Source organism: Thorsellia anophelis DSM 18579, from assembly GCF_900111395.1.
Taxonomy (GTDB): domain Bacteria; phylum Pseudomonadota; class Gammaproteobacteria; order Enterobacterales; family Thorselliaceae; genus Thorsellia; species Thorsellia anophelis.
On record NZ_FOHV01000006.1, the window covers coordinates 133,748 to 147,084 of the forward strand.

Annotated in this window: 10 protein-coding genes; 8 read left to right on the plus strand and 2 right to left on the minus strand. The window is 36.9% G+C overall.

The genetic code is table 11. From position 1 onward, the window contains the following. The first annotated feature begins 685 nt into the window (after positions 1 to 685). The 8 genes from BMW37_RS05270 to BMW37_RS05305 all read left to right on the plus strand — a co-directional run bounded on the left by BMW37_RS05270 (position 686) and on the right by BMW37_RS05305 (position 9,557). Positions 686 to 1,918 carry a M24 family metallopeptidase gene (locus BMW37_RS05270; RefSeq protein WP_093318373.1) on the plus strand — a complete coding sequence of 411 codons (1,233 nt, stop codon included), beginning with the start codon at positions 686 to 688 and terminating at the stop codon, positions 1,916 to 1,918. A gap of 447 nt (positions 1,919 to 2,365) precedes the next feature. After that, positions 2,366 to 2,623 (plus strand): helix-turn-helix domain-containing protein, encoded by a 258-nt coding sequence (locus BMW37_RS05275; RefSeq protein ID WP_093318374.1) that lies wholly within the window; start codon positions 2,366 to 2,368, stop codon positions 2,621 to 2,623. Continuing rightward, complete coding sequence (locus BMW37_RS05280; protein ID WP_093318375.1) at positions 2,617 to 3,933, plus strand: type II toxin-antitoxin system HipA family toxin; 1,317 nt, start codon at positions 2,617 to 2,619, stop codon at positions 3,931 to 3,933. Before BMW37_RS05275 ends, BMW37_RS05280 begins: the two co-directional genes overlap by 7 nt. A 349-nt stretch (positions 3,934 to 4,282) precedes the next feature. Further along, entirely contained in the window at positions 4,283 to 5,893 is a 1,611-nt protein-coding gene (locus BMW37_RS05285; RefSeq protein ID WP_093318377.1) for an ABC transporter substrate-binding protein, read from the plus strand. 115 nt (positions 5,894 to 6,008) lie between these two features. After that, on the plus strand, positions 6,009 to 7,031 hold the full coding sequence (locus tag BMW37_RS05290) for an ABC transporter permease (RefSeq protein WP_093318378.1): 1,023 nt from the start codon (positions 6,009 to 6,011) through the stop codon (positions 7,029 to 7,031). A 33-nt stretch (positions 7,032 to 7,064) separates the two neighbouring features. Continuing rightward, a complete protein-coding gene (locus BMW37_RS05295; RefSeq protein ID WP_093318379.1) occupies positions 7,065 to 7,886 on the plus strand; it encodes an ABC transporter permease in 822 nt (273 codons plus the stop codon). Positions 7,887 to 7,951: 65 nt separating this feature from the next. Then, complete coding sequence (locus tag BMW37_RS05300; protein ID WP_177168584.1) at positions 7,952 to 8,848, plus strand: ATP-binding cassette domain-containing protein; 897 nt, start codon at positions 7,952 to 7,954, stop codon at positions 8,846 to 8,848. A gap of 22 nt (positions 8,849 to 8,870) precedes the next feature. Next, complete coding sequence (locus BMW37_RS05305; RefSeq protein ID WP_093318381.1) at positions 8,871 to 9,557, plus strand: ABC transporter ATP-binding protein; 687 nt, start codon at positions 8,871 to 8,873, stop codon at positions 9,555 to 9,557. 158 nt (positions 9,558 to 9,715) lie between these two features. On the opposite strand, the gene guaA is transcribed toward BMW37_RS05305, so the two are convergent. Next, complete coding sequence (guaA, locus tag BMW37_RS05310) at positions 9,716 to 11,296, minus strand: glutamine-hydrolyzing GMP synthase (protein WP_093318382.1); 1,581 nt, start codon at positions 11,294 to 11,296, stop codon at positions 9,716 to 9,718. Positions 11,297 to 11,387: 91 nt separating this feature from the next. Next, positions 11,388 to 12,851, minus strand: a complete 1,464-nt coding sequence (gene guaB, locus BMW37_RS05315; protein ID WP_093318383.1) for an IMP dehydrogenase — start codon at positions 12,849 to 12,851, stop codon at positions 11,388 to 11,390. Positions 12,852 to 13,337: the final 486 nt, after the last annotated feature.

Here is a 13,337-nt window from a genome sequence, read left to right on the forward strand (position 1 = left end):
GTAATTATAGATACTGGAAATCCGCCATTTTCAGTTTTGTCCTAATTGACTCTTAACAAGAATATAAGTTTATACCTCGCCCTTGATGCCTTTCATCTGTTTTCCGCACTATTTTTATAATGATTTCCCTTGTTAAAAACTGATTATTTTTAAATCTATATATGACTCGTAGGGTTCGTCCAGAATGCTAATGATAAGCCTATTCTCTTTATTAACACCTTTAGTGTAGACTAACGCAATGCTCGATTTTTTAAGAATGTTGCTTTTTATGATGAAAAAATAGATTAAGAACTAATTCAGAAGAAAAAAGCATCTTTTAATGGGCTATATTACATACATTCTTGTATTTTTCGGTATGAATGTGCACTAAATTGCAAAAATCGAGCATCGCGTTGCTATAGGTTTTAAATATCGAAATATAACTGTATCGTCATTCGCTCTGAAAATCAGAAAAAAATCGACAAATCCTAGTTAAGAGAACTTACAAATCAACTAAAGGTGTATATAGCTGAATGGTTACATTTTGTCACTAACGATTAAACACAGCCATCTACAATAGGCTTATGCTAATTAGTTATCTTGCATAACAAAACATTCTTATGCAATTATCCATAACTGTTTTATCGTATCTGCCAAATGTATAAACACACATTTTGACCTGATAACTCGTATATGGATACCAACAATGCCCCTCAGCCCACCTTTAACAACGTCACACTTTAATTTTGTGCTTCCTAGAGCTAGGCGCTATATGGCTCAGATGAATATTAATGCGCTAGTGCTAACTAAAGCAGAAGATATTTATTATTTTACTGCTATTGCAAGCTTTTTTAGTTATCAATTTAAACCCTCTCCCTCAAGCATTATCATCCTATACCGAGATGACTCGATTCCAACTTCAATCATATTAAATGAATTTGAAGCAGCAAGCACACAAATAGCTTTACCTACCTATGATCTATTTACTTTTCCTGTTTGGGTAGATGTTGATGATCCTTCTGATTTAACAAGTGAATTAAGTGAAAGGCCAATCGATGCACCGATTGAACTCATGCTTAAACAGCTTCAAAAGGCCTTATCAAAGGCAGGGTTTAGTACTGGCGTAATTGGTATTGACTCTCAGTCATTAGTAAAAACCCATTATGATTTATTTCATTCAGTCTTAGAGAATTATCAAATTACTGACACCAAATTACTACTTAATCACGTTAGAATGATTAAAAGTGAACTTGAAATACAACTCTTAACACGTGCTGCTCAAATTACAGAAACGGGTATTAATGAAGCAATTAACAAACTAGATGTTAATGTTTCACACGCAGAGTTAGTGAACGCTTATCAAAAAGGCATCCACCAGTTTCATGATTCACAAAACTCTAGATTCCATATTATTTCAATTGCTGAACATTTTTCGCCCATTTATCATCCTTCAGGTATTAAAACAAAAATGGGAGATTTAATTAAATTTGACTGTGGTGTTGAAGTTCGAGGCTATGGTGCGGATTTAGCGAGAACCGCTATTTTAGGAGAACCAACCAAACAAATAGCGAATCTATATGATATTATTTTACAAAGCCACCTTGCGATGCTAGATGAAATCAAACCTGGCTTGTCTATGTCAAAATTATTCAAAGATGGGATTGAAAGAATCAGAAAACTTGGATTAAAACGCTATAACAGAGGTCATTTCGGACACAGTACAGGGGTCTCTTTAGCATTGGAAGAATATCCTTTTATCAGCGAACAAAGTGATGCATGTTTTGAGTCTAACATGGTCATGTGTGTTGAAACGCCTTATTATGGTAAAGGAATAGGCGCTATAATGATTGAAGACATGATAAGGATTACCTCAACTGGCATTGAATTGTTATCTCATAACCCGAGAACATTAACCATTGTAACGCCAAGCACCACGTAAGCAACAAATCAACATACAAACGATACAAGATTGCAATTAACTTTTTACACCAGGCTCTCCTATCCCAATATTATCAATAATTCGGGTCTATACTCAAAAGAACTTGAAGTTGCAGAGACTGAAATTACTCCGATTACCATCGGATTGCTAGTAAGAGGTTCTCATACCTGTATTTTGATATTTATTGCACATACTTTCTCTTAGTCTAGAGGTAACTACTTTCTCACAAATGGGAGCATTTACCTACTTTACTAGACAAAAAATTCATTTTAGTTAGCAATAATCACGGTTTGTGCATTTTGGTCAATGGACATTGTGATTTGATCCATTGCCTGAATATATAAAAAAACTTGACTATACGCTATAGCGTGTTAAATTAAATCTATACGCTATAGCGTATTTCCCCCCCTTTCCAATTGTTATTTTAATGATGTAGCAAGGTTACATATGAAAATTACTAATGCCAAACAATTAAGTAATCGCATGCAGGATATCCGGTTATCGCAAGGCTTATCACAAGAGAAAATTGCTAAGCAGATTGGTTTAAGGCAGGGTACTGTCTCAAATTTCGAAAAAAATCCAGAAACCACAAAATTAGAGACATTCTTCAAACTACTGTCAGTGCTCGAGCTTGAAATTGAGTTGAAACCAAGACGACCAACAAAGGCAGAAGATTCTCAAGGGGGATGGGAGCATGAATGGTAAGGAATAGCTTAAATGTCTACATGAATGGCTTACTAGTTGGATGTTTCACTCAAAAAGGTAATGGTGAAAACCATTTTGAGTATGACCAATCCTGGTTAAATACAAACGGAGCAAGGCCTATTTCATTATCTATGCCGCTAAGAAATAAACCGTACATAGGAAATGTAGTCTATAATTTTTTCGATAACCTCCTGCCAGATTCACTTGATATCCGGCAACGTATTGTTGCAAGGCATCTTGCACAATCAACCCAACCTTTTGACTTATTGTCTAAAATCGGCCAAGATATGGTCGGTGCGTTGCAATTAATGCCAACGAACAGTCCCCCGCTCAACATCCAACACATAACATACAAAACTCTAAATAATGATGAATTGGAAAGAATTTTACTAGGCTATCAGTCTAACATTCCGTTAGGAATGCTTAGAGAATTAGCAGATTTTAGAATTTCTATAGCCGGCGCACAAGAAAAAACAGCACTATTAAAATTAAATAACAGATGGTGCTTACCACAAGGCACCACCCCTACAACACACATAATAAAATTACCTATTGGTAAAATTACCACTCACTCATATACGCTTGACCTCACCCAAAGCGTAGAAAATGAATATCTTTGTTTGTTAATTGCTAAAGCATATGGTTTACCTGTCCCTAGTGCTGAGATAATCCAATTAGATAAGATCAAGGCTTTAGCTATTGAAAGGTTTGATAGACGATTTTCAACAAACAAACAATGGATTATGCGTATTCCACAAGAGGATTTTTGTCAAGTACTCAATATTTCACCTGGTTCAAAATATGAAAACCAAGGTGGCCCTGGTATTTTTGAGATTATGCATTTTCTAGAAGGTTCAATTTTTCCTAAACGAGATCGCAGTATATTTATGCAATCTCAACTATTATTTTGGCTGCTCGCAGCGACTGATGGGCATGCAAAAAACTTTTCACTTTTCATTCTGCCTGATGGTAAATTTGAATTAACCCCACTATATGACATTATCTCCTGCTATCCTATGATAAGTAAAAAAGGGATGAATATACAAGATGCGAAATTAGCAATGAGTTTACGTGGTACAAAAGGAAAAAAATATTCAATTGAAAGAATTTTCCCTAGACACTTTTTACAAACAGCCTCTTATGTTGGATTTAGTCGAGATGAGATGACAGCAATCATGCACCAATTTGCAATAAAAACACCTCATGTGATTAGTCATGTTTTAACGCAGTTACCTGAAAATTTTCCTAAATCTATTTCAGATGCTATTTTCCAAGGTTTAGAGAAGCGAAGTAAGCGCTTGTTATTATGATAATCAAACCTTTGGATAACACATTGTTATTATATACGTATATAATTTAGAGCTCACATACTCACAGCAGTGCCTAAAATACGTAAAAATAGGCATCATCCACTCAATCGAAACGTATTTTGATAATTAAATCAAGCGTTCAAATTGAAGCTTGATAGAAAATTAAAATTATCTTGAGTGAGTAAATTTAAGCTATTGTCATTATCTCCTCCTTCAAAGGAAGTAAAGAATATCAAGACTATATCTTAAGAGCATAACTCATAACATCTAGTTATTATCCTTTTAACAGCATATCCCCTAAAGTTTGATGAAAGCAAATCATCATTACAACTATACATTAGGAGTTAGCATGTCAAAACAGTATAACCAGAAACCAATTTCAATTATCCTTAAAACTATTTTTGCAACTGCTCTTGGATCGATTGCCTTATTTAATAACGCTTATGCAAACACGCCTGCAGACACCCTAATTGTGGTGCAGCCATTAGACGATATAGTCAGCCTTGATCCTGCTGAAAGCTTTGAATTATCAAGCATTCAAACACTGCCAAGTTTATATCAAAGACTTGTGCAAGCTAATAGAGATAAGCCTGAAGAAATTGAGCCCGATCTTGCAACCCGTTATGATATTGATGCAGATAATAAAACAATTACCTTTTATCTTGATCCTAACGCTAAATTCGCATCACAAAATAAAGTCAGCTCAGATGATGTTATCTATTCATTAACAAGGGCGGTTAAACTTAACAAAGCACCTGCTTTTATTTTGAATGTACTTGGATTTGATGCAAACAATGTTGATGGATTGCTCACAAAAATCGATGATTCCACGTTTAAACTCACTTGGACAGCTGATATTGGTGCTCCAGTGGTTTTGTCTGTGTTAACCTCCCCTATCGCCTCGATTGTTGATAGCAAAGTCGTGCAAGAAAATGCACAAGCGGATGATTATGGTAATAAATGGTTAAGTACACATGCTGCAGGTGGCGGGCCTTTTATTTTAAAATCTTACCAACCACAAAATGTCATTTTGCTAGAAAATAGCCCTATCGATACTAAAATAGAGCCCGCTCTTAAATCGGTTATTATCAAAAATGTTCCAGATGCAAATGCCCGCAAATTACAAATTGAAAAAAATGATGCAGATATTGCCAGATCGTTAACAAGCGACCAATATGATGCACTTAAATCAGTCAGTAGTGTTAATGTAGTAAAATTCCCTTCAGCAGAAGTCGATTATATTGCATTTAATACAGGAAATTTAAACAATCCAGTATTAAGTAATCCAGCTCTTTGGGAGGCTGCGCGTTATCTTGTCGATTATGACGGACTTACCCAAACATTATTAAATGGGCATTACACAACGCATCAGGCATTTTTACCTGCTGGATTTCCATACGCATCTGTCAATCAACCCTTTAAATTTGATCCTGAAAAAGCAAAATCCATCTTAAAAGCAGCCAATATTGATTCTCCAACGATTAAACTTGAGATTGAGAATAGACCACCTTTTCTACAAATCGGACAAGCATTACAAGCAAGCTTTAAAGCAGGTGGGGTTAATTTAGAGCTTATTCCTTCTGCAACGAGTCAACTTTATGCCAAAATTCGCAATAAAGAGCACGAAGCGGCACTACGTTTTTGGATACCAGATTATTTTGACGCGCACTCTAATGCGAGTACATTTGCTTATTATAATGAGGCAGTTGGAAGTACTGCAAAAATAAATGGTTGGGTGATTCCTGAATTAAGTCAAAAAACTCAACAAGCAGTCAGTACGTCTGATACAGCGTTACGTGATAAGCTTTACCAGGAAATACAAACAACGGTCCAAAATGAATCGCCATTTATCTTTTTTATGCAGGCAAATAATAGCGTAGCGCTAAACCCTACCGTGAAAGGCTATTATCAAGGCTTAAATGCTGATATGGTTTACTACGATAAAATTACGAAAGAATAATTTATTATAGACTCATTATTATCCATTAATCGCAGGCAGTTATTTGTCGATAGTTGGCTTTTGAGCCACATAACTGCTTGCTTAATGGATAATTTGACTTAAGGATTCGGTATTAATGGGCTTTTCCCTGCTTAAAAAATCACTCAAACAACTCGGCATTATTGGCCTCACGCTTCTTGGCCTTCTTATTTTCACCTTTGCATTACAGCAAGCCTCTCCAATTGATCCGGTTTTAAAACGTGTAGGTGATAAAGCATCTGAAGCAACTTACTTGCAGGTCAAAGCAGAGCTTGGCCTCGACAAGCCGATTGTCATTCAGTTTTTTCAATATGTTAAAAAAGCCGTAACTGGGGACTTTGGATTATCCTCTGTCAGCCAAGAACCCATCATTTTAGAATTATTAAGAGTATTCCCAGCCACTTTGGAACTTGCAATTTTATCCATTATATTAGGGTCAATTAGCGGTATTATTTTGGGGCTGCTCAGCGCTTATTTTGCCAATCGCAGCATTGACAAACTCATCCGGATAATCATTTTACCAGGGATAGCTATGCCTGCATTTTTACTTGGATTAATGCTAATAACCCTATTTTATGGACACTTAGAATGGTTACCCATTGGAGGAAAATGGTCTAGCTCAATTGAGTATCAATTCCCGTATGACTTTGTATGGAGCCAAATTAGTTTAATAGATGCATTAAGAAGCCCAGTCGAAGGCGCACTTAAAGATGCTTTATTACATTTAGTCTTACCAGTTTCGCTGCTGAGTTATTACACCTTATGCTCAATTTGCCGTATTACCAGAGGCGCTGCTTTAGCTGAATTATCAAAAGAATATGTTTCACTTGCTAAAGTCACAGGGAATCATGATGTGAGTATTATTGTCAGACACATTTTGCCTAATATCAAAAGTACATTAATCATCTTAATTGCATTAAATTTTACTCATTTATTAGAAGGTGCGGTGCTAACAGAGGTGGTTTTTGCTTGGCCTGGTATAGGTCGATATCTTAAAGAAGCATTTTTATCTGGCGATCAAAATGCCATATTAGGTGGCACCTTACTAATCGGTACCTGCTTCATTCTTATTAACATGTTAAGTGAGAGACTAGCTAAACAAACTCTCTCGAATCAATAATCTGACATCCATAGCACAGCAAAGTTAATTAATATGAATTTTACAATCAAACTAAGCACTGCCTTATATACAATTATTCTTGCCTCATTAGTCATGATAGCAATTTTTGCACCTTGGGTTGCGCCTTTTGACCCGCTTGAACAAAACCCAGCTAACAGGCTACTTAGCCCTAATAATACTTATTGGTTTGGTACAGATGGATTCGGCCGCGATATTTTATCTCGCATTATATTCGGACTTCGCCCTACCTTATTACTTTTATTGAGCGTTGGCAGTATAACCCTCTTTATTGGCATTCTAATTGGTATGATTAGTGGTCAAACTAACTCTTGGCTGAGTCATGTTTTAATGCGCTTTACCGATATTGTTATGGGATTACCTAGATTACTGATTGCCTTTGCTTTTGTAGCAATTTTAGGCAATGGTATTTTGAACGTGATAATCGCGCTTTCTATTACTAGTTGGCCTCAATATGCAAGATTAGCGCATACATTAATTAACAATATCGCTCAAAGTGATTTTATCCTGGCCAGTAAAATGGCAGGGATTACCAGAGTTCGAATTTTGAGATACCATCTATTACCTTTATGCTTACCTCAATTGCTAGTGAAGCTGTCTCTCGATTTAGCGGGTATTCTAATCGCTTCTGCTGGATTAAGTTACCTAGGGCTAGGAGTGAAGCCCCCTAGTGTAGATTGGGGAGGCATGGTTGCTGAAAATGCTGAATTTTTAACGAGTCATTGGTGGGTAACCCTTATGCCTAGTTTGGCAATTGTTATGACGAGTTTATTATGCATATTAATTGGTGAAACGCTAAGAGATAGATTAGACAGCCGTCATATGTCTAATTCATAGCGGTATCACTGTCAGCTTTAGCAAAAATTAAGCGCATTAATCACAGAATTTACTTTGGAATGTTTATGATAACTTACATTGATGATATAAAAGATATTGATGACTCACAGGTAATTAATATTCCCACTGATAATGTTACACCTATTTTAACCATCAAAGATTTAACCGTTGATTTATCATCGAAACAATCTGGTAGCTATGGCACAATCATTAAAGACATCAATCTTAGCTTAGGATCTGAAGTATTAGCATTAATCGGGGAATCAGGTTCAGGTAAATCGACATTAGCTAAATCAATTATTGGCATTTTACCGAGCAATATGAAGACCAGAGCCACAGCGATGCACCTATCCATCAAACCTCATGAACCAAGTGTTAACCTGATGGAAATTCAATCACAAAAGAAAGCCAGAGGCCAGCATATCTCAATGATTATGCAGGACCCTAAATATGCCTTAAATCCAGCTTTAACCCTGAAAAAACAATTGGAGCTTGCTTATCTAGGTAAGCTCAATCACATTGAAAAGCAGACATACTTTAATGACATATTAGCGCAAGTTGGACTTAATCACACTGTTTTAACTCAAAAACCATCTGCATTATCAGGCGGAATGGGACAAAGATTTATGATAGCGCTTGCCTTATTAAACAAACCAAAGCTCATTATTGCTGATGAACCTACTTCTGCCTTAGATGCAGATATGAAACAACACATCATGACGTTATTAATCGATAGGTGTAAACAACATAATATTGGCTTATTGTTAATTAGCCATGATTTACAAGCTGTTACTCAGTTCGCTGATAGAATATTGATCATGAAATCAGGTGAAATTGTTGATAGTGGCGATAGAACGACGTTACAATCTAGCAATCACCCCTATACTAGACTGTTATGGTCTTGTCGCCCAAGTGCTAAAACTTATGGTAAATTTCTCGCCAGCACAGAGCAGAACCAATAATCTAATTCGAAGGTAATTTACCATGGCACTTTTTAGCGCATCACACCTATCTGTATTTTATCATCACAAACAAGTATTAGATGACATTAATTTTTCCATTTTTCCAGGGGAAACATTGAGTTTATTTGGACCTTCTGGATGTGGGAAATCAACCTTATTGAGAGTGATAGCAGGGTTAAATCCACAATACAGTGGTAGCATGATCTTAAATGGACAACCATTTTCCCCTAAATTAGGCACACATGTTCAAGATATTCAAATGGTATTTCAAGACCCATACGGTTCATTGCATCCTAATCATGTGATTGATTTTATATTAAGTGAGCCGCTTAAAATTATAGGACTTGATAATAATACAATTAAACATAGAATCAAAACTGTACTTGATCTTGTCGAATTGCCCAATACAGTAATTCATCGATATGCGCACCAGCTCTCTGGCGGTCAACGTCAAAGAATTGCCATCGCAAGGACCATTTTACTAGAACCTAAACTATTATTATTAGATGAGCCAACATCTGCGTTAGATATGTCAGTGCAAGCTGGCATATTGAATCTGCTGAATTCATTAAAACAAACAATTAACATCAGCTACTTGTTGGTGAGTCATGATAGAGATGTGATCGCGCACATGTCAGATAGAGCGATTGAAATGCAAGCAGGAAGGATTACTAGAACGCATGATAGGGCATCACTTGATACCTTTTAATCACAAAAATAAATACACGCTTGCCTAATATTAATGAGTGTTGATAGATAATTATCCCCTACTCACTCAATAAATTAAGTAAGCCACCCTAGCATTTAGCTAAAGTGGCCTTGTGTTTCACTCCTAGCAAAAAATAGAGTTTAAGTCTCTTTTGCTATTTATTCCCATTCTATCGTAGCAGGTGGTTTGCCACTTATGTCATAAACAACACGAGAAATACCCGCTACTTCATTAATGATACGATTAGACACTTTACCTAAAAAGTCGTATGGTAAATGAGCCCAGTGAGCAGTCATAAAATCAATCGTTTCCACAGCCCTTAAAGACACAACCCAATCATACTTACGCCCATCCCCCATTACACCAACCGAGCGTACAGGTAAGAAAACTGTAAATGCTTGGCTTACTTTATGGTAAAGGTCGGCTTTATATAACTCTTCAATAAAAATGGCATCGGCAGCACGCAATAAATCGCAGTACTCTTTTTTCACTTCACCTAGTACTCGCACCCCTAAACCTGGTCCAGGGAATGGATGACGATACAACATGTCATAAGGTAATCCGAGCGCCAAACCTAATTTACGAACTTCATCTTTAAATAGCTCTTTTAAAGGCTCAACTAACCCTAATTTCATATCTTCAGGCAAACCGCCCACATTATGATGCGATTTAATCAAATGTGCTTTGCCCGTTTTAGCAGCAGCAGATTCAATAATATCTGGATAAATCGTACCTTGTGCAAGCCATTTAGCTTGAGATTGTTTTTCAGCTTCCTCGTCAAATACCGCCACAAATTCACGGCCAATAATTTTACGTTTGGCTTCAGGATCGGCTTCTCCTGCTAGTGCATTTAAGAAGCGTGCCTCAGCATTGACATGAATGATGTTAAGCCCAAATTGGTTACCGAACATATCGAGCACTTGTTGAGATTCATTTAATCTCAATAGTCCGTGATCGATAAACACACAAATCAATCTTTTACCAATCGCTTTGTGCAGTAATAATGCGGTAACAGAAGAATCAACCCCACCAGATAATCCAAGAATAACCTCATCAGTTTCACCAATTTGCTCTTGGAGTTTTTTAACCGTGTCTTCAATAATGTTTTCAGATGTCCATGAGCCTTTACAGCCACAAATATCATTTAAAAAGCGCTTTAATAATGTAAAACCTTGCTTTGTATGGGTCACTTCAGGGTGAAATTGTATACCATAGAAATGACGTTTGGCATCACTCATCATGGCAAATGGACAGCTCTCAGTCTGAGCTAAAACAGAAAACCCTTCTGGTAAGGCTGTTACTTTATCACCATGACTCATCCAAACATCTAATTTAGCTTTAAGACTAGTATTATCATCATTTAAGCCATTTGTTAAGAGATTATCTGATAACACTTCAATTTGGGCATAACCAAATTCTCTTTTATCAGAAGTACTGACCTGTCCCCCTAATTGTACCGCCATAGTTTGCATGCCATAACAGATACCAAGTACTGGTACACCTGCATTAAACACATATTCCGGTGCTCGAGGACTACTTTGTTCAGTGGTGCTCTCTGGTGAACCAGAAAGAATGATTCCTTTTGGATTAAAGGCTTTAATTTCAGCTTCTGTGACATCATATGCCCACAATTCACAATACACACCGGCTTCACGCACTCTTCTTGCTAATAACTGCGTATATTGTGACCCGAAATCTAAAATCAAAATTTTATCTTGATGAATATCTACTGTGCTCATTTATTATCCTAATTTAATAATGCGAGTTGCTTAATTTGAATTCAATTAGGTAGGATAATTCTCCTACCTAATGATTGCTATTGTGTCTCAGTTAACCCATGCGGTAATTAGGTGATTCTTTGGTAATAGTCACATCATGCACATGACTTTCTTTGATACCAGCGCCACTAATACGAACAAATTGCGCTTTAGTTCTTAATAACTCAATAGTTGCACAGCCTGTCAGTCCCATACAAGATCTGAGTCCACCCATTTGTTGATGGATAATCGCTTTTAAAAATCCTTTGTAAGGCACCCTTCCTTCTATGCCCTCAGGCACAAGTTTATCAGCAGCATTATCTGTTTGGAAATATCTATCAGATGAGCCTTTAGACATGGCACCTAACGATCCCATACCACGGTAAGATTTAAATGAGCGGCCTTGAAACAACTCAATTTCGCCAGGAGCTTCATCGGTCCCTGCAAATAAAGACCCAACCATGACGCAAGATGCCCCTGCTGCGATTGCTTTAGCAATATCACCTGAGAATCGAATCCCACCATCAGCAATCACAGGGATATTTCTATCTTTTAGCGCTTCAGCGGCATCAGCAATTGCGGTAATTTGTGGTACCCCAACTCCTGTTACAATCCGTGTTGTACAGATTGAACCTGGGCCAATACCAACTTTAACAGCATTAGCACCTGCATCAGCTATCGCAATCGCGCCAGCTGCTGTGGCAACATTACCACCAATAATGGCTAAATTAGGATATTTTTTGCGTGTTGCACGGATGCGTTCAAGTACGCCCTCTGAGTGGCCATGTGATGAATCAATTAATAAAACATCGACACCTGCATTCACTAAAGCTTCGACTCTCTCATCATTTCCTTCACCTGCACCTACCGCAGCACCGACACGTAAACGCCCGTAACTGTCTTTACAGGCGTTGGGTTTTTGCTCTGCTTTTTGGTAGTCCTTAACTGTAATCATACCTAAGAGATGGAAAGTATCATCAACCACTAATACTTTCTCAACACGTCTTTCATGCATTTTTTGTAAGATTTCTTCTCTTGATGCATTTTCTTTAACTGTGACTAACCGTTCTTTTGGTGTCATAACAGCAGTCACTGGCATAGATAAATCAGTCACAAAACGAGCATCACGACCGGTAATAATCCCGACTAATTGGTTATCGCTATCTACAACAGGGTAGCCCGCAAAGCCATTTTTTTCAGTTAAGGCTTGAACCTCGAGTAAGGTAGTGGTCGGTAAAACCGTTTGAGGAGCAGTGACAACACCGCTTTCATAACGCTTCACTTTTTGCACTTCTTCTGCTTGGCGTTCAATAGACATATTCTTATGGATAAAGCCGATACCACCTTCTTGAGCTAAAGCTATGGCTAAGTTAGCCTCAGTTACCGTATCCATAGCAGCAGATAAAATAGGGATATTTAGATGTATATCAGAAGTTAAACGGGAAGAAAGATTAGCAGTATTGGGTAAAACAGTTGAATGAGCGGGCACTAACAAAACATCATCGAAAGTGAGCGCTTCTTGAATGATACGAAGCATAGCAATATTTACCTAGGTTGTAAGGAAAAAAGACGCATCGGATAAACTTTTATCAAAAAATCAGCAATGAAACACTCACTTTAATCAAAAAATCAATCACAATAGCACAAAATATTGCCGTGAGATTTTACAGCAAAATACCCATGAGCTCCACTCTTTTCTAATCAACAAAGATAAATTTTCTAGTTACTCCTTTCACTAAAAGCTAAATCGATTTTACCTGAGGGTTGGCTGATATGGCTATATCGCTGAATCAAGAATATTATCAGATACATGTACGCATTTTATAAATGATAAATAACAATTGCTTTAGTCCTTGCTACCAGCATCCTGGTGCTCTTAATACCTAAAGATCATTTTTTACTTGCCAGATTAATTAAATTGCACTATTCTAAATGAGAATGATTTTCATTATAATTGATGTAAGTCAAATTTAGACTGCAAATCTATTTATCCATTGTCAATTTTCTTACTTTAGGAGCATAC

Bases quoted from the DNA above. Each gene is read 5' to 3' on its own strand.
- BMW37_RS05270 (WP_093318373.1), top strand. From the start codon at position 686: ATGCCCCTCAGCCCACCTTTAACAACGTCACACTTTAATTTTGTGCTT.
- BMW37_RS05275 (WP_093318374.1), top strand. From the start codon at position 2,366: ATGAAAATTACTAATGCCAAACAATTAAGTAATCGCATGCAGGATATC.
- BMW37_RS05280 (WP_093318375.1), top strand. From the start codon at position 2,617: ATGGTAAGGAATAGCTTAAATGTCTACATGAATGGCTTACTAGTTGGA.
- BMW37_RS05285 (WP_093318377.1), top strand. From the start codon at position 4,283: ATGTCAAAACAGTATAACCAGAAACCAATTTCAATTATCCTTAAAACT.
- BMW37_RS05290 (WP_093318378.1), top strand. From the start codon at position 6,009: ATGGGCTTTTCCCTGCTTAAAAAATCACTCAAACAACTCGGCATTATT.
- BMW37_RS05295 (WP_093318379.1), top strand. From the start codon at position 7,065: ATGAATTTTACAATCAAACTAAGCACTGCCTTATATACAATTATTCTT.
- BMW37_RS05300 (WP_177168584.1), top strand. From the start codon at position 7,952: ATGATAACTTACATTGATGATATAAAAGATATTGATGACTCACAGGTA.
- BMW37_RS05305 (WP_093318381.1), top strand. From the start codon at position 8,871: ATGGCACTTTTTAGCGCATCACACCTATCTGTATTTTATCATCACAAA.
- guaA (WP_093318382.1), bottom strand. From the start codon at position 11,296: ATGAGCACAGTAGATATTCATCAAGATAAAATTTTGATTTTAGATTTC.
- guaB (WP_093318383.1), bottom strand. From the start codon at position 12,851: ATGCTTCGTATCATTCAAGAAGCGCTCACTTTCGATGATGTTTTGTTA.